Raw genomic sequence first — 17,730 nt, 5'->3', positions numbered from 1 at the left:
CTCCTGGTGGCGCCGAACCACCGGGGAACCCGCGCCGATTTACGGAGATGCTCGCTGTCTGCGACGCGGGCGCGTCGCCCGTGTTATCACCGGGGGAAGCCCACGAAAACACCCGCACAACCAAGGGCAGGAGGATATCACCCCGTTGCGGCCGACCACCGCCGCAGAAGCGTTGCGAAAACTCTCCCGGCCTGGGGCTACCACAGGACTGACGTCCGCCGGGTCATGCGCTGACGACATCCGGATCACACCCTGGGGCGCAACCGCCGTCGCCGTCGCCGGGCGCCATCCCGCCATCGCCTGCTTCATCGCCGGCACCGACCGCCGCTAGGGGTTCGCAAGTCGATGTCCGTCCAGCAGGCCGGTCAAACCGCTCGGTCGATGAGGTCCGATGGCGATCTGTTCGACGACGCCAATGCCGCGGCGATCACCCATCGTTGCGGTTACGAGGTTTTGGAGATGTATCGAGGCGAAGTCGGTGGGATCAAAGTCGTCCAACCTGATTGACTCGCGCCCCGTCTCGAGCGGGCCGTGGATGGTTCCGTGACCCCAGTGCGGGTGCCAATAGCCGATTCCGCGCATGCGGAAGGTGAACTTCTTTTCGACTTCGACGAGGACTTCGCCCTCATCGGGGTGATCGAACCACAGTCGCGCGCGTTTGATTTCTCGGCGCCCGGGCTCCCAGTCGAGTTCGTAGCGGATGTCGTGACATTCGCGGACGCCGGCGATACTCCATGCGGGTGCGCCGTCGGGAATGGGATCGATGACCAGCGCGGTCTCGAGCCACCGTCTGCCGTCTTCGTGCTCGTGCACAGCCAGGTGAGTGAAGCGGTCGCCGAAATGCAGTGGCGCCCAGAGCCAGAACACCTGGAACGGCATGGGTTCTCGAATTACTTGAACCTGTTCGCCAATCGGGCGAACACCCCACGAGCGATCCCGCGTGCCCGAGACCTCGACGGGGTCGATTTCCAGCTCGTCGCCATCTACGGTGACGGTGCCTTCCCAGGTGCCCCACTGGGTCAGACGTGTGTGATCGGTGAGCAGGATTCCCTCGGGCGTGCGGCGCTGTTGGCGGGGTTCCTCGATGGCAACAGTGGTGGCACGGAAGAGCAGATCGCATGTAATGCCATGCTCATTGGGCTCGACGACGTAGCGGATGCTGCGCATCGGGTCGACCACGTCGACGCGAATAGGCCCGATGGTGGTGGACCGGTCGGTCGGCATCGCGCCGGAGGCGAAGATCGAGTGCTCCACTTCGTCGCGCACGATGCTGAATGCGGCGTCGATCACGCCGCGCACCGGGTAATGACCCATCGCCGCACCGAAGTAGAACGCTGCATCACGTTGATGTCCGTTGAACCAGTACCGGTCGTAATGATTGAAATCGCCCGTGGCGGGGTGGGCGATCGGATCGGCCGAGGGGTGGATCGGGAAGTCGTCGAACGGGCTTAACACGGTTCCTCCAGGTGGCTAGAGTTTGGCGACTGCGCCGCCGTCGACGTCGAGGACTGCGGCGGTAATGAACGCTGCTTCGTCGGAAGCCAAGAACGCCACGGCAGCTGCGACGTCCTCAGCGCGGCCGTGGCGCTTGAGTAATTGAATGTTGCGATAATGCGACCAGAAAAGGCCATCCACGCCGAGGAGACCTTGCCACTTGTCGGTCAGGATGCGCCCCGGACGCACGACGTTGACTCGCAGGCCATGCTCGCCGCCACGGCCTGCGAGATGCTTTGCGAGTCCCTCGATCCCGGCCTTGCTTGCCTGGTACGCGGCTGAGGGCTGAAAGCCGTCCATCCGTTCCAATTCGTGCGCGCCGACACCCATCCACGCCGAAAGCGACGAGATGACAACGATATTTCCCTTTGTTGACACCAGATGCGGCCACGCTGTCCGACACGTGAGCATCGTCCCATGCAGGTTGATGTCGACGAGCTCCCGCCATTGCTCGACGGGTTCGTCGGGCCAGGGCCCGATGTTGGCACCGCCGGCATTCGCGACGACCACGTCAAGCCGCCCGTAGCGGTCCACTGCCGCATCGATGACGCCAGATATCGACTCCTCGTCGGTGATGTCCGCGGGAACAAAAGTCGCTCCGTCGGGCAATGCGGCTTCCGGCGCATGACGTGCACAGGTGACGACCGAAGCCCCTTCGCTGACGAGGCGTTCGACGATACCGCGCCCGATTCCTGTGGTCCCTCCGGTCACGATCGCGACTCGGCCACGGAAGCGCTCAATCCCAATCCCGGACGCCGTCACAGCAGAGACATCGCATCTAGATCGCGGATCGCCGTCGACGACCGCTCGGCCATGACGGGGAACATCCGGTGGCCCCGCGCGGTGGGCTGGGCGACGAACGCGCCCAACACTGTGATGAGTGGGCCTTGAAACAACCCGTACCGGTAGTCCTCCCAACATTGTTCGGCGCCGTAGCCGTTGACTCCGAGCGCCACGAGGCGATGGTGGTAAGCCTCGACGATCCCCTTCTCGCCGGCACGACGGCTTTCCGTCGACAGACCAGTCGCGACAAGGAAGGCAACATCGCGCAGCGGGCAACCGACAGTGACGACCTGCCAGTCGACGGCGACCACCGGGCGGGGGGAATCGGGTTCGCCGAAGAGCAGGTTATCCAGCCGGTAGTCGCTGTGCAGCATGGCGAACGGCTCGGGTCGCCCAGTTGCCCAGTCCACGAATCGATCAGCGAAACCACGCAGTGTCGCCGCGGTGTCCGGGGTCACCTGATAGCGGTCCAGGAACTGCTTGGTGGCATCCACGAGGAACGCGGCAGCGACCTCGGGCGACGCCGCGAGATCTGGTATCAGCCAGTCGAGTTCGCGAAGCGACGGGTCGTTCCATGTCGGCGCGTGCAATCCAGCGACGTTGACTGCGCCCGCACGAGCTTGATCCACAGAGCAACCGGCGATCTGATCGCCGGGCTGCGCGGGTGCGAGGTCCTCCAGCACGAGCGTGAATCCATCCCCGCACTCAGTCATCGCGGCGAAGTAACACCGTGGGATGTCGAGGTGTAGCCGATCAGCGACCGTGCGGTAAAAAGTCGTCTCGCACCGGTAGCCGAGCCGGCCCGCGGCGCGACTTGCCGCATCGGTGGCCGGCAGCTTCACGATCAGCCGCTCCGGTCCACCGCCGGTGCCGTATTCAATGAATAGCCGATGACACGAACCCATTTGTCCGTTGCCGACCGGCACGGTCAATACGCGACCCACGTGGGCGGCGATGCCGTTCTGCGCAAGGACGGCTGTCATCCACTCCGGGGTGAGGTCGTCCACTGACTCCAGGGCCGTGGCCTCCATCATCCGCGCTCGCGCAATCCGGCCGGTGCGGGCCGGCGGCCGCGGACAAGTCGGCCGGGCCTGGCATCATTGGGCACGTCGTGCTCGGCGATCACCTGGCCCGAGACGATGGTCGCGACATAGCCATTTGCCGTCTGGTCCAGTCTGCGTCCTCCCGCAGGCAGGTCGAGGGTGACCACTGGCTTGTGTAATCGCAGCGCGGTGTGGTCGATGATGTTGAGGTCGGCTTTATAGCCGATGTCTATACGGCCACGGTCGAGCAATCCGGCTACTTTGGCCGGTATCGAGGTCAATTTACGAACCGCCTCGGCGACCGACAGTCGACCCGCGTCCCGGTCGCGGGCCCAATGGGTCAGCACGTAGGTCGGATAGCTTGAGTCGCAGATCATCCCGTAATGCGCGCCACCGTCACCCAAACCGAGCACCACATCGTCACGACGCATCAGCTTGCCGACAGTGTCCAGGGAGTTGTCGGTGAAGTTAGCCATGGCGCCCAGCAGCATGGCGTGGCCATCATCATCGAGCAGACGATCGTAGGCCTCCTCCACCGGTGAGACACCCCGGGCCCGTGCCCTGGCCAGGATGCTCTCGGTGCGGTCGGGCTCGTAGATGGCGCGGTCGTCGATGGGAAAGATCCATTCCCACGCCTGCCCCAAGTGGAACAACGGATTGGATGCGGCGTCGGTGGGTCGGTCGGCCAGGATCTTCGCGCGCACATCGGGTTTGCGCATCTGCGCGACGCGTTCGGCCAGCGGAAGATCAGCGATGTGGCCATAGGCGGGACACAACGTGAACGGGTTTATCGTCAACTCCAGACCCAGCATCAACCCGATTGGCCGGGGGAAGACTTGCGCGGTGACGTCCCCGCCGCCACGATTGGCCTTCTCCACCATAGCGATTGCCTTCTCCCATAGGGGATCACCCGCATTGCCGACGAGAAGCGTGAACGTCACCGGAAGACCGGCGATGCCGGCGGCGTCAAACACCGTCTGTAGCACCGATTCGTAGCCGGCGACCGGGATGTCCGGGACGAACTGGATCAACCCCCCACCGCCGTCGGCTATCCCCCGCGCGATCTCGAGAATCTCGTTCTCGCCGGCGTCGTAGCTCGGGATCTGCTGACCGCCGTCGGTACGGTGGGTAGCCAACCGTGACGAGGCAAAGCCCAATGCTCCGGCCCGCACGGCCTCGGTAGCCAGCTTGCGCATCTCGGTCAGGTCGTGAGCGGTCGCTGGTTCGCGGTCGGCGCCGCGCTGCCCCATCACGTAGACCCGCAACGGCGAATGCGGCAGAAAAGCCGCCACATCAATGTCACGCCGACCCGCTTCGAGCCGGTCCAGGAATTGCGGGAACGTCTCCCAATCCCATGCCAGCCCCTCAACCATGACCACGCCAGGAATGTCTTCGACACCGGCCATAACGTCGACGAGCACGTCATGATCGGCCGGTCGGCACGGAGCGAACCCCACCCCGCAGTTACCTATCACCGCGGTGGTCACACCGTGCGAGGACGACGGGTTGAGCCGATCCGACCAGATCGCCTGGCCGTCGTAATGGGTGTGCAGGTCGATGAACCCCGGCGTGACCAGTAGGCCTGCCGCCTCAATTTCACGCCTGCCCGCACCATCGATGGACCCGACGGCCGCGATGACACCGCCACCCACCGCAACGTCGCCCCGATACGGCGCTCCCCCCAAGCCGTCGACGATCGTGCCGTCACGGATCACGAGGTCGTAGCTCATTTAACTGGCTCTTTCTTGTAGTCGTTTCACAATAGATTTTCGAATCCGAGTGGTTTAGCGGGGCATAGATTCCATGGTGCGCACCAGGCCGAGCAGTGCGGCGGCTTCGGCGCCGGTGGCCACCTCCCGGCCAGCTGCGGCGGTGGCCACGACGGCCTCGGCCACCAGCTCGACATTGGTGGGCGCGCGCTCGCCGGCATAGAACTCCAGCCCGACGTGCAGGTGGCCACCGGCGTCGAGTGCAGCGCGGCACAGTTCGCTGCGAACGAGGTCATCACCAACTGCCGAAGCCGCCCAAGGCAGACCGGTGCCGTCGAGAAGCTCGACATAGGCCGCGAGAGCCGCGGGGCTGGGCGGCAACCCGAATGCCGTTCCGCTCAGACCGCGCTCGGAGCTGAAGTAGAGCTTGATGAACGAGCCGGGCGGAAGCTGTCCGCTGCGGCGGTAAGCCAAGACCGTGCGCAGGAAGCCTGGTTCGTAGATGGCTAAGCTCGGGCCCAGCCGGTGGGTGCGGCAGAGCTCCAGCTGATGGGCGACATCGTCGAAGGTGTTGGTGTACACGAACGAACCGGCGGGCAGGCCGTCCACCGAGACTCCCATGTTGACCGATCCCGGGTCGCTGACGCCCATCCGGAGCAGCCCGGACTCCGCCAGGGGCCGAATGTGGTCGTACCACTGAGCCGGTGGCCCGAGATTGATTGTGGGATACCACAACGCATCGGGCCGCTCGGCCAGCACCTGTCGCCAGATACCGAGATACACCTCGGCCGCCTCGTCGCCGGAAAGGTTGAAGTTCGATATGTGCTGGTGAACGATCGCGGCCCCGGCTTCAAAGCAGGCCAGCGCGTCGGCAACGATCTCGTCTTCGGTCACCGGCACGTTCGGATTTACGCTTTTCGGTGTCGCGCCGTTGATCGCGGCCTCGATGATGACTGGTTCGCTCACTGCCGCTCCTGTATTGGAGTGTGAAGGCTGCTGGGACGGTGCCAAAGTGGTTGCCCGACGCGGGCTCGACTATTTCATGGTCGGGATGCTGAACTCGGCACCGTCCTTGATGCCCGACGGCCACCGCTGGGTGACGGTCTTGACCTTCGTGTAGAACTGGATCGACGCGGGCCCGTGCTGGTTGAGATCGCCGAAGCCGGACCGCTTCCAACCGCCAAAGGTGTGATAGGCCACCGGAACCGGGATCGGCACGTTCACACCGACCATGCCGACTTGAACCCGGGAGGTGAAGTCGCGTGCGGTGTCGCCGTCCCGGGTGAAGATCGCCGCGCCGTTGCCGTACTGGTGCTCGGAGGGCAGCGCGAGCGCCGCCTCGTAGTCGTTGGCCCGAACGATGCAGAGCACCGGACCGAAGATTTCGTCGGTATAGATCGACATGTCGGTGGTGACATGGTCGAACAGCGTGGGTCCGATGAAGTAGCCGGCTGCCAGGCTGGCGCCATCGAAAGTCATTTCGTCGCTGGCGCGTTCGCGACCATCGACGACGGCTTCGGCGCCTGCCTCGATGCCCTGGCTGATGTAGTCCTTCACCCGCGCTAGTGCCGCCGACGTGATCAGTGGCCCGTAGTCGGCCTTCGGATCGAGGCTGTGGCCGACTCGCAGATTGCTGATCCGTTCGACGAGCCTGGCGCGCAAACGATTTGCGGTCTGTTCGCCGACCGGGACTGCGACGCTGATGGCCATACACCGTTCGCCCGCGCTGCCGTAACCCGCGCCGATGAGCGCGTCGACAGCCTGGTCGAGGTCGGCGTCGGGCATCACGATCATGTGATTCTTGGCTCCGCCGAAGCACTGTGCGCGCTTACCGTTGGCGGCGGCGGTCGAGTAGATGTACCCGGCGATGTCGGAGCTGCCGACGAATCCGACCGCCTGGATGCCCTCGTGGCTCACGATGGCGTCGACGGCCTCCTTGTCGCCATGTACCACCTGGAAGACGCCCTTGGGCAGGCCTGCTTCGACGAAAAGCTCCGCCAGCCTCACCGGAACGGACGGGTCCCGTTCGCTGGGCTTGAGGACAAATGCGTTGCCGCACGCGAGCGCGGGGCCCACCTTCCACAGTGGGATCATCGCCGGGAAGTTGAAGGGTGTGATGCCAGCGACTACGCCTAGCGGTTGGCGCAGTGAATAAACGTCGATGCCGCCCCCCGCGCCTTCAGTGTGCTCACCCTTGAGCAGGTGCGGGATACCGATGGTGAACTCGATGACCTCGATGCCACGTTGGATATCACCGCGCGAATCGGCGACCGTCTTGCCGTGTTCCAGCGAGAGCAGTTCGGCGAGTTCGTCCGTTTCCTTGCTGACCAGATCGACGAATCGCATCATCACCCGCGCCCGGCGCTGCGGATTGAAGGCGGCCCATTCCTTCTGCGCTTCGATCGCGCTCACCACGGCCTCGCCGACCTCTGCGGCCGAAGCCATGGGTACCCGGGCCCGCACCCGACCGGTGCTTGGATTGCGCACGTCGACCGCGCGAGCGGACCGGCCAGGCGTGCGCCGGCCGTCGATGAAGTGCGGAATCAGCGTTGTCTGCGCATTCATTCAGTCTGTCCTGGCCTTAGGTTTGCGGGCTTGCGGCGTCGCGACCACTCCCGGCGTCACGGACGCTCGCTTCTGGCGCTTTGCGCAAGTTGCACCTTCGCAGAAGTAGAGTGTCTGATGCTGTTTATAATAGGCATCAATGCGTAAAGCAAAAGTCATGGTCTACTAAGGGCACCATATAATGATCCTCGGTTGCCGCGCCTCGCTTCGGGACAGCTCGATAACGAGTCAGCGGCATCGACAAAGTCGCACCCGGACGGCAGACCACGGACCGAGACCGCCGATACCGCCTGCCGTCGCGGTCGCATTCGCGCGTCACGCAAAAGGTCCGAGCCGATCCATATCGACCTGGCAAGCCCGGAACTGAGGCCAATGATCAGCAGGCGCAAAGCAGCTATCCGGCTTGGAGCCAGCTATGCAGCTGCGTTGACGTCCGCGCATATCCTGGCTGCCGGCGCAGTTTCGTTGGTGATCGTCTCGCTCACCCGAAACACCAGCGGTAACCCCGGCGCCCTGTTCACCCGCAGGAACCTGATCGCTTTGTGCGGTCTGGTCGCAATCTCAGCGACCGTCGGTGCCGTGGCGGGCGTCCTGAACATGGTTCCGTCCTTCCGTTGGTTCGCTGACGGCGCCGAACCAACGGATGCTCAACAGCGCGCTGCCATGCGCATAGCCCCCCGCCAGACCGTCGTCCAGTTCGGCATCTGGGTCACCAGCGGGGCAGTGTTTGTTTTGGTTAACATCCGCGCGGGTGGCGACACCGCGTGGGTAATTGGTACCGCCATTGTGTTCGGGGGTGCCGTCACCGCCTCTATGGGATACCTGATTACTCACCGGATCCTGCGCCCCATCATTGCGGCGTCGATGAAGACCGCAACACCGACTAGCGAAATGCCGGGAGTGCTTGCACGCCTGATGATTACGTGGGTGCTCTTCAGTGCACTGCCCACCGCTGGGATCGCGCTGATCGTACTGGCACATTCCAACGGCTGGTTCGTGCAGAAGTCAGCGCCGATAGAAATGCCGATTCTGGTGCTCGCCGCGGTGTCGCTGGCCGCGGGACTGCGGGCGATGGTCTTGGTTGCGCGGTCGATCTCGGATCCCGTTCGTGAAGTCATCGTCGCGATGACCGAGGTGGAACACGGCCGCGGCGGGGCATTCGTGGAGGTATACGAGCCGTCCGAAATCGGACGACTCCAGGTCGGATTCAACCGGATGGTGGCAGGACTCGAAGAGCGTGAACAATTGCGCGACCTCTTCGGGCGCCACGTCGGTGCCGACGTCGCCCACCGGGCGCTTCTACAGGATGGTTGCATGTCGGGCGAAGTCCGAGATGTCGCCATCCTCTTCGTCGATCTGGTGGGATCGACAGCGATTGCGGCGTCCCGGCGACCGGAGGAAGTGGCGGCAATCCTCAACGACTTCTTCCGCATAGTGGTCGCCGCCGTGCACCAGCGGTGCGGCCTGATCAACAAGTTCGAAGGCGACGCCGTTCTGGCGGTGTTCGGGGCACCCATCGATATCGACGATCCGACGTCGGCGGCGCTCGCGACGGCGCGCACCCTCGGGACAGAGCTCAGGAAGCTGCCACTCGTGGACTTCGGTATCGGAGTGGCTGCCGGCGCGGTGTTCGCGGGCAACATCGGCGCGGAGGATCGCTACGAATACACGGTGGTCGGAGACGCCGTCAACGAGGCTGCGCGCCTGGCCGATCACGCCAAGGGATGGGAGTCGCGAACGTTGGCGTCTGGCAGTGCACTCGCGCGCGCCCAGGTGGTGGAACAACAGCACTGGGCGACGCGGGGGGCCGCGTCGCTTCGAGGCCGATCGGCGGTCACCGAACTGGCAGAGCCGCTGCTCGACGATTGACGCGCGTTGCCGAAGCCTCAGGCGTCATTTTGTAAGCGTAGCTAAGTTTTCGTATAGAGTCGGTAAGAAGCTCGCTTCACCGAGAGACACGAGGGGACCCCGATGGCCAGAACTGACGATGACACGTGGGACATCAACGAGAGCGTCGGCGCGACCGCGTTGGGAGTAGCCGGTGGGCGGGCGGCAGAGACCCGAAGCGCCGATCCGCTGATCAGCGATCCATACGCGAAACTTTTCCTCGAAGCGGCCGGCGAAGGCATTTGGCAGGTTTATCTGGACGATGAATTGCCGGCCGAATTCAGCGACGTCGACCCACAATTCGAGGACCGGATGCGGGCGATGCTGGGCTATACGGCGTGCCGGACGAAGTTCTTCGACGATTACTTTGTCGCCGCCGCCGACGACGGCATCCGACAGGCCGTGATTCTGGCCGCCGGTCTGGACTCGCGCGCCTGGCGGCTCGCCTGGCCTGCCGGGTCCGTGGTCTACGAGATCGATCAGCCCAAGGTGCTCTCTTTCAAGACCGCCACGCTGGAGTCTCATGCGGTGGACCCGATCGCGTCCCACGTCAGTGTCGGCATCGACCTGCGTCTGGATTGGCCGACAGCCCTGACGCAGGCCGGATTTGACGCGTCGGCTCCGACGGCTTGGTCGGCGGAAGGACTGTTGCCGTATCTGACGGCCGACGCCCAGGACCGGTTGTTTAACCGGATCCAGTCGCTCAGCGCGCCCGGTAGCCGTGTCGCGGTCGAAGCGTTCACCAACGAGTTCTTCAGCTCGGAAAGTTTTGCCCGCCGCGAGAAGCAGACGGAACGCTACCGGCAGGCCGCAATCAAGCTGGGCGGCAAAGACATCACCGAGTCCGGCAACCTGCTCTATGAGGAAGAGCGAACCGAGGTCGTCGACTGGCTGCAAGCGCACGGCTGGACTCTCACGGCTGCGACGACCGCAGACGATCTGATGGCCGCCAACAAACGAGAGGTTCCGGAGGGCCTCGACGCCGCCGTCCCGGAAAGCGTCTTCGTCGAAGGCCGCCTGCCCTAGCGGTGCGGTTCTCGAAGGCCTATTTCGGAGGCATCCTGATCCCGCCGTCCACCCGGACGACCTCGGCATTCATGTAGGAGTTCGTCACCAATTCGACGACCATCGAGGCCAATTCGTCGGGGTCGCCCAGGCGTCGTGGGAACAGCACGGATTCGCCGAGCTTCGCCTTGAAAGCCTCTGCACCCTCGCCCTCACCGTATATCGGGGTATCGATCAGGCCGGGCGCGATGGTGTTGATCCGGATCCCGACGGCGGAGAGGTCACGCGCCACCGGCAGCGTCATGCCCACGATCCCACCTTTGGACGACGAGTAGGCGGCCTGCCCGATCTGGCCGTCGAAGGCGGCAACGCTGGCCATCGACACGATCGCGCCTCGCTCGCCGCCGGCCATCGGCTCGGTGCGACTCATCGCGGTTGCGGCCAACCGGATGCAGTCGAAGGTGCCGATCAGGTTGATGGCAATGATCTTCTTGTAGGCGTCTAAATTGTGCGCCGAATCGAACCGGCCATCTCTGCCGATCGTGCGCTGTGCCCCGCCGATTCCGGCGGAGTTGACCAGGACGCGCAGCGGGCCTAGTTCAGCTGCCTTCTTGACGGCCGCCTTGATCTGCTCGGTGCTCGTGACATCGACACGGACGAACGCACCGCCGATGATTTCGGCAAGCTCGCAACCCCGATCTTCCTGCAGGTCGGCGACGACAACTTTCGCCCCCCTTGCGGCCAACCGCCGTGCAGATGCGGCCCCGATGCCCGACGCACCGCCGGTGACTATCGCGCTAGCTCCCTTGATATCCACGACGACAGGTCAGCTAACGTGGCAGCTGGCCCGGACCAGGTCTGCGGTAGGAGGGCGCGCGATCAACCTGCTTCGGAATGTCTCGCTGAAGCCACAGAACGCAGCAGGGGCTTGCGCCGCTGCAAGCGCCTGCACCTTGAATACCCGGGCAGCCGCGCTCAGCCGATGCTGCACCGAATCAGTGCTCTCGTCGAGCTCTGCCGACCGCGCTTCGCCCCACAGCGTCACCTCGGTCAATGTGTGATCGAGTGCCTTCATTATCGCTTTGCGCGCTCGCAGGTCGCGGGCGAACAGATCGGCGGCGAAGGCGAGGGCTCGCGGACGCGGACGCTGGTCCAGCGATACGAACGCGTCGTCGAGGTCGCGGATCTGGGCTCCAAGGATCTGCAGCGGCCGCACATCCGTCAGGTCCGGGATGTAGACAGTAACGTCCCACCCGCCCATCACCCGGTCGAACAACCATCCGCCCGCGTGTGACACTGTGTCGACCACACTCAAAGCAACGACATCGAGCCGATATCTGCTGTTCGGCACATCGTCATGAGGTGGCGCGTGATCTACGCTGCCTGCTGTCGGAACGCCTGCGCCGGCGCTATCGATGGATCGAGCAGCCATAGTTTCCATTCCGGCGGGTGGGACGACAATTTTCAACCTTTTAGCCTTTCGGTGCGAGCTGGGGCACGGCCTCGATGCCGTTGGCCGCGCGAATGAGCACGATCATGCGTTCGGACGTCTCCATCAGCGGCTCACCGGGGGGTGACGCAGACAGGCAGCTGCGCGTGCCGACGGACCAACAGGCTGTCCACCCACCGCGGGGCGTAGTCCGCGTCGAGCGAAAAGTCCCGGGTTTGTTCGAGGATCGTGCTGAGCACCGCGTGCGCTTCGATGCGCGCGAGTGCGGCCCCAACACAGAAGTGGATACCGTGCCCGAACGCCAGGTGACGTTTCGGGGACGCGCGTCCCAGGTCGATTCCGTCCGGATGATCGAACTGTGCGGGATCCCTGTTCCCGGCGGCGAAGAACAGCAAGACCGTAGAACCCGAGGCGATGTCAATGCCTCCCAGGGTGGTGTCGTGCGGCACACTGCGCATCATTTGGCGAAACGGTGACTCGAGCCGCAGGGTCTCCTCTATGAACGGGGCGAGCTCCTGTGGGTTTTCACGTAACCGTTGCTGTAATTCGGGATCTTCGGCGAGTATCCGGACGGCATTGCCCAACAGGCTGGTGGTCGACTCTCCGCCGGCGCTGAGCAGCGTGTGCAGGATGATGGTCGCCTCCCCCATGTGCAGGGTGCCGGCATCCAACGCCCGCCGCACGGCCAGCAGGATCCCGTCCTCGTCCGCGGCTGCGGTTCGCGCGATCTGGTCGCTGATCCAAGCCTCGATGGTCTCCGTGCGGGCGACGAGCGAATTGAGCTCACCTAGCGACATCGTGCCGCCAATCATCCTGGTCGAGTCGAATGCCGCTTCCAGTAGCTGCATCGGATCGACATCCCGGAAGCCGATTAACTTGGCCACCACCGTAATCGGAACAACGTTGCCGATGGCCGACATGAAGTCGAATCTGCCGTCACCCAACGCCTGCTTGACGAGGGTCGTAGACAACGAGCGAACCTCGTGTTCCAGGGAACGCATGCGCCGTGCCACCAACTCCGGGAAGACCGCGCGCCGATGCGCGGTGTGTACGGGAGGGTCAGCGGTCGCTAGCGTCGGCATGGCCGACTCACCGAAGTCCAGGCGGGCGGGCAGCCCGTCGCGGCCGCGGTAGAGCAGACAATGCATGGTGGAGGAGAAGTCCTCTGGCCGCGCCACGGCCTCGGTCAACAGCGCAAAGGAACCGACTGCGACGACATCGGTCCCGGGCACCGCCCAGACCGGCGCCTGCTCTCGCAGCGCTGCGTAAAAGTCGTACGGCTTCTGCAGGACCGCCGGATCCAGAAGCATCGAGGCCGTCAACATGGTGCTCTGTCTGCGTTCAACTGCGATTTACCCGGGGCACTACGACATCCACGCCAGTTCGACGCGCTGCCATCCGTTGAGCAGTGCCGTCGGATTACGTTGCAGCGGAGCATCGGTCAATTTGAGGCGGTCGAGGTGTGGCAGCAATCCGCCGATCGCGGCGCGCGCTTCCTGGCCGGCCAGGTGAGCACCCAGACAAAAGTGAATACCGTGGCCGAATGAGAGGTTCTTGGCGGCCGGACGGTTGATCACAAACCGGTCAGGGTCGTCGAAGCGCCGGGGGTCGCGGTTGGCGGCCGCCATGTGCAGCGCGACGATCGCGCCCTTCGGGATCGTTGTTCCCGCAACCTCTGTCTCTTCGGTCGCCTCGCGAAACGCGAACTGGATCGGCGCCGTCAGCCGGTTGGCCTCGTCGACCGCGTTGGGCAGTAACGAGGGATCGTCGAGCAATAGTTTGAGCTGGTCGGGGTTAGTCAGGAGCTCGACCACGGTATTGCCGATCAGATTCGTCGTCGTCTCGTTGCCGGCGACCATGATGGTGATCGCCACCATTAATGTCTCGACATTCGTCAGCGACTCGTTGTCGATCGCTGCGACCATCGCACTGACCAAATCATTCCTCGGCTCGACGCGCCGCGCCTCGATCAACGGCACGAAGTACGTGCTGAACTCCTTAATCGTCTTCAGCATCAACTCGTTGCGTTCGGCCGGACTGCTGAAATTGTTGCCGGCAGCCGCGGCGAAAGCGTCGGACCAGCGCTTAGCGCGCCCGTACTCGCTTCGGTCGATACCAAGGATGTGGCAGATCATCTCTACCGGCAGCGGAACCGCCAGCCGCTCGACCAGATCGAATGTGGGCAGATCGCCTATACCGCACAGGCAGCGGTCGACGATCTCAGTGATCGCGGTCGCCATCTCTTTGATTCGCGGGGGCGTGAACCCCCTGCTCACGATCCTGCGCATCCGGGTGTGTTGGGGCGGGTCGGCCGCCGCGATGGTCTTGGCGGACGCCATCTCGTTCAGATCGACGGGTATCCCCGCGGTCAGGGCCATGAGTCGCTCGATGACCTCGGGCTTCATCTCGGCATCCGGCGGCGGTGAATCTCCTTCATAAGGGTTGGGACGCGACGAGAACACAGCGGGGTTCGACTGCACGGCCTTGACATCATCGAATCGCGATATCACCCAGATATTCGAACCGGTCCGATAGACCGGAAACCGCTCACGCAGCGCTGCGTAGACCGCCGGCAACTGCTCCGGGGGACCTGGCTTGAACGGCTCGAACTCCAACACACTTCCGTCGGCCGACAATGTCTCTCCTGTTCCTTGGCGCACGCGCCCATCATGACACCTCGCGCACCCAACGGCGGTTCCCGTCCGTCACAGGGCATGTTCATAATAGTAGGACTATATTTGCGTATGAAGCAATGCACGGTAGAGTACAGCAACACCTAATGTCATCAGCTCCGTGAGGCGCTTGGGTGTGAGACCTGTCGATGAGGAAACGAGATTGTTTGCTTCTCGCGTTGCCAAGGCGGTGATCGCCATGGCAAAAGGCCTCGAAAGCACTGCGCCAGCCGGCCAGGTAACGATCTACCGGACACCGGTCGCCTTGCTGGGCCCGCAGATCTGGGCCGTAACGGTCGCGAATCAGAGCGCCTCGTTGGCCATCGACGTGCAGGTGTCGGTGGACGCGGTCGACTCGGAGGGCCGCAGCATACCCGGCGGCGCCAGACGCTCCACGCAAGCAATCGCCGACGTCTTCGCCAGACTGAGGACAGGTCCGTGGCCCGACGAGCATCACCCACTGATCGAGCCGGGTGGGGTGTTACCAACTCGGCAACAGGTGTTTCTAGCCAGCCGGATGGACCTTGTCGCCGCCCACAACGCAGTGGACTTCCCACGCTGGCTACGGCCAAACCAACACGCCTCCGCCCTTTATTCGCTGGGGCCCGACGCTTCCCTCCGAGTGCGGATCCAATTCGAGGACGAGGCGGGCGAGGTTTGGTCTAGAACGAACGACGCAGACCCGGAAAGGGTTTCACCACCACCGCCCAGCCGCCGCGAGCGGCACCGGAGCGCTTCGGCCAGCGACGAACAACGGTAAAGGCTTCGTGTCGTGTCATCAGATACCTACCGGCCGGGCCACCTGCCGCCTTACGCAGTGGTCGGAGACTGGGCAGATCTGTCCGCCGTCCCAGGCGCTTCGTCCTGCTGGGTGCACAACGCGATCGTCGCCACCGACGGTGCGGAGATCATCGGTTTCCACGCCGGACAACTCGTCGCGTTCGACACCGAGGGCCATCTGCTCCGCGTGGTCGACACAGACCTCACCGAAGGCCACGGCATAACTCTCGTGCGCGAGGGCAATCACGAATTCCTGTGGGTCAGCGACCCGGGATTCGTGTTCAGCTGCGGCTCCGACGACGGCGACCCCAACTGGGCTCCCCTGTTCGGTAAGGGAGTCCACTGCCAGACCCGGACACCCCGAGTGGTGAAGATGACCCTGGAAGGTCAGATCCGGTCCGAGTTGCCCGTGCCCCAACAGGATCCGGCCATCCCCGCCGGTCCGATGGGACCGTATTGTCCGTGTGGCTGCGCCGTGGACGAGGAGCGGTTCGGCGGCACGGGCGACATCTGGGTGGCGGACGGATACGGGTCAGGTGTCGTGCACCGCTTCGACAAGCACGGAAACCATCGGTCGACGCTGACCGGCGAGGAAGCCGGCCAACGACTCGCATGTCCACACGCAATTTTCATCGATCGCCGCAAAACGGTCCCGGAACTCTACATTGCCGACCGAGTGAACACCCGCGTGCTGGTCTACGATCTCGACGGCCGCCATCTGCGGACCTTCGGTGAACAGTTCCTCAACAGCCCCAGCGATTTTGCGCAGTGGGGCAACCTGCTGGCCGTCGCCGAGCTCTATGGGCGAGTGACCGTACTCGATCCCGAGGACAACCTGCTGGGATACATCGGCGACGACCCCACTGCCGCCCCGGGGTGGCCGACCCGGCCGGGCTGGCCCAATACGCTCGCCGGCGATGGGCGTACGGAGATACCGCACCTGCCCGGCCACGATCGCTTCAATTCCCCGCACGCTGTCGCAACGGACCCCGAAGGCAACCTCTATGTGTCTGAATGGTTGCTCGGCGGGCGGTATACCAAGCTCACCGTCCACCGCTGAGCGTTCGACTCGAGCTAGATCCGTTCGACGACCAACGCTGAGCCCATCCCTCCCCCGGCACACATCGCCACCACACCGATGCGCGAATCGCGGCGTGCGAGTTCATGAACGATCGACACCACCATCCGAGCGCCGGTCGCTGCGATGGGGTGACCAAGACTGATACCGCTGCCGTTCACGTTCACAATCGACTCGTCCAATCCGAGGTCACGCGTGCACGCCACGGCCATCGTGGCGAACGCCTCGTTGATCTCGAAGAGGTCCACGTCGTCCACTGTGAGACCACTACGCTTGAGCGCCAACGGGATCGCGGTCACCGGGGCCATACCGGTGTGCTCGACCTCCACGCCCACAGATGCCCATCCCCGGATCCGTGCCAGCGGTGTCAGGCCACGACCGGCCGCGAAGTCATCGCTGCCGATCACCAGCGCGGCGGCGGCATCGTTGATACCCGCGGAGTTCCCAGCTGTGACCACGGCCTCGGGTATCTCCGGGTGCAGGACCTTCAGCCCGGCGAGTGTTTCGGTGGTGGTGTCCCGCGGATGCTCGTCCGTGTCGAACACAGCTTCGCCGCGGTTGATGGGGACCGACACGATCTCGTCGTCAAAGTACCCCTTGGCAATCGCGTTGAGCGCTCGCTGCTGTGAGCGTGCGGACCAGGCGTCGGCCTGCTCGCGGGTGACATGGTGCAGCCTGGCCGTGTTCTCGCCGATGGTGACCGACATATCGAAAGCGGGAATGCCGGGGGCGTCGGGATGGCTCTGCGGGGACCACGGGGTTGGTTCCTGGGCACCTGGTGCCAACTTGGTCAGCCGTGGCATGGTGCTTGCGCTTTCGGTTCCGCCGGCGACGATCACGTCTGCCATGCCCGCCATGATGGTGGCGGCCGCCAACTGCACGGCGGTGGCGCCGGAGGCGCAGTGCCGATTGATCGCCACCCCGGGCACGCTGGTCATCCCGAGGCGCACTGCGATGTTGCGGCCGATCACCCCGCCGCCCTGCAAGGACTCCGCGAGAAACAGGTCGTCGAGATCGGCGACAGCGATCTGTGACCGTTCGACCGCCGCCCCGATGGCGATCTCCGCGAGTTCGTATGCATCGACCGATGTCAGAGATCCCTTGCGGGCCCTGCCGATTGGCGTTCTGGCGGCAGAGAGGATTAAGGCGTCAGGCATTGTTGTCGCTTTCGTTGAAGAGGTGGTGCAGCGCTTGACTGGCCGTGAACTCGATCTCTGCTGTGTCGTGAGGAGCTCGCGGCGTTTTCCGATGGAGGTTTTCCGGT

The 17,730-nt window shown here is 64.1% G+C and carries 15 protein-coding genes; 4 read left to right on the top strand and 11 right to left on the bottom strand.

Annotated features, from left to right (window positions below):
* Window positions 1–327 precede the first annotated feature (327 nt).
* From G6N48_RS25925 to G6N48_RS25900, 6 genes are all read right to left on the bottom strand, one after another.
* Window positions 328–1,290, bottom strand: coding sequence for a hypothetical protein (locus G6N48_RS25925; RefSeq protein WP_232066715.1), 963 nt, complete (start codon window positions 1,288–1,290; stop codon window positions 328–330).
* A gap of 180 nt (window positions 1,291–1,470) precedes the next feature.
* Window positions 1,471–2,205 (bottom strand): SDR family NAD(P)-dependent oxidoreductase, encoded by a 735-nt coding sequence (locus G6N48_RS25920; protein ID WP_161494225.1) that lies wholly within the window; start codon window positions 2,203–2,205, stop codon window positions 1,471–1,473.
* 47 nt (window positions 2,206–2,252) lie between these two features.
* Window positions 2,253–3,284, bottom strand: a complete 1,032-nt coding sequence (locus tag G6N48_RS25915) for a phosphotransferase family protein (RefSeq protein WP_161494226.1) — start codon at window positions 3,282–3,284, stop codon at window positions 2,253–2,255.
* Window positions 3,285–3,307: 23 nt separating this feature from the next.
* Window positions 3,308–5,050 carry an N-acyl-D-amino-acid deacylase family protein gene (locus tag G6N48_RS25910; protein WP_085270009.1) on the bottom strand — a complete coding sequence of 581 codons (1,743 nt, stop codon included), beginning with the start codon at window positions 5,048–5,050 and terminating at the stop codon, window positions 3,308–3,310.
* 54 nt (window positions 5,051–5,104) lie between these two features.
* On the bottom strand, window positions 5,105–5,995 hold the full coding sequence (locus tag G6N48_RS25905) for a BKACE family enzyme (RefSeq protein ID WP_161494227.1): 891 nt from the start codon (window positions 5,993–5,995) through the stop codon (window positions 5,105–5,107).
* A 69-nt stretch (window positions 5,996–6,064) separates the two neighbouring features.
* A complete protein-coding gene (locus tag G6N48_RS25900) occupies window positions 6,065–7,594 on the bottom strand; it encodes a CoA-acylating methylmalonate-semialdehyde dehydrogenase (RefSeq protein ID WP_085270011.1) in 1,530 nt (509 codons plus the stop codon).
* Window positions 7,595–8,020: 426 nt separating this feature from the next.
* Between G6N48_RS25900 and G6N48_RS25895 the strand changes: the two genes are divergently transcribed.
* Both G6N48_RS25895 and G6N48_RS25890 read left to right on the top strand, forming a co-directional pair.
* Window positions 8,021–9,463: an adenylate/guanylate cyclase domain-containing protein gene (locus G6N48_RS25895; protein ID WP_179969913.1), complete on the top strand. Its 1,443-nt coding sequence runs from the start codon at window positions 8,021–8,023 to the stop codon at window positions 9,461–9,463.
* Between the two features lie 102 nt (window positions 9,464–9,565).
* Complete coding sequence (locus G6N48_RS25890) at window positions 9,566–10,507, top strand: class I SAM-dependent methyltransferase (RefSeq protein WP_085270013.1); 942 nt, start codon at window positions 9,566–9,568, stop codon at window positions 10,505–10,507.
* A 19-nt stretch (window positions 10,508–10,526) separates the two neighbouring features.
* On the opposite strand, the gene G6N48_RS25885 is transcribed toward G6N48_RS25890, so the two are convergent.
* The 4 genes from G6N48_RS25885 to G6N48_RS25870 form a co-directional block, all read right to left on the bottom strand.
* Window positions 10,527–11,303, bottom strand: a complete 777-nt coding sequence (locus G6N48_RS25885) for an SDR family oxidoreductase (protein WP_085270014.1) — start codon at window positions 11,301–11,303, stop codon at window positions 10,527–10,529.
* A 9-nt stretch (window positions 11,304–11,312) separates the two neighbouring features.
* Window positions 11,313–11,837: a hypothetical protein gene (locus G6N48_RS25880; protein WP_085270015.1), complete on the bottom strand. Its 525-nt coding sequence runs from the start codon at window positions 11,835–11,837 to the stop codon at window positions 11,313–11,315.
* Between the two features lie 212 nt (window positions 11,838–12,049).
* The gene (locus G6N48_RS25875; protein WP_232066714.1) at window positions 12,050–13,246 is read right to left on the bottom strand and encodes a cytochrome P450; all 1,197 of its coding nucleotides are present in this window, start codon (window positions 13,244–13,246) and stop codon (window positions 12,050–12,052) included.
* 54 nt (window positions 13,247–13,300) lie between these two features.
* Window positions 13,301–14,554, bottom strand: coding sequence for a cytochrome P450 (locus G6N48_RS25870; protein WP_085270017.1), 1,254 nt, complete (start codon window positions 14,552–14,554; stop codon window positions 13,301–13,303).
* A gap of 190 nt (window positions 14,555–14,744) precedes the next feature.
* Here G6N48_RS25870 and G6N48_RS25865 point away from each other — a divergent pair, with 190 nt between their 5' ends.
* On the top strand, window positions 14,745–15,368 hold the full coding sequence (locus tag G6N48_RS25865) for a hypothetical protein (RefSeq protein WP_232066713.1): 624 nt from the start codon (window positions 14,745–14,747) through the stop codon (window positions 15,366–15,368).
* Between the two features lie 12 nt (window positions 15,369–15,380).
* Window positions 15,381–16,448: an NHL repeat-containing protein gene (locus G6N48_RS25860; protein WP_232066712.1), complete on the top strand. Its 1,068-nt coding sequence runs from the start codon at window positions 15,381–15,383 to the stop codon at window positions 16,446–16,448.
* Between the two features lie 14 nt (window positions 16,449–16,462).
* On the opposite strand, the gene G6N48_RS25855 is transcribed toward G6N48_RS25860, so the two are convergent.
* Window positions 16,463–17,623, bottom strand: a complete 1,161-nt coding sequence (locus tag G6N48_RS25855) for a thiolase family protein (RefSeq protein WP_085270019.1) — start codon at window positions 17,621–17,623, stop codon at window positions 16,463–16,465.
* Between the last annotated feature and the right edge of the window lie 107 nt (window positions 17,624–17,730).

The sequence above is a fragment of the Mycobacterium parmense genome, assembly GCF_010730575.1.
Lineage (GTDB): Bacteria > Actinomycetota > Actinomycetes > Mycobacteriales > Mycobacteriaceae > Mycobacterium > Mycobacterium parmense.
Note: the sequence above shows the minus strand (reverse complement) of the source record. Positions and strands in the feature narration are given on the sequence as shown.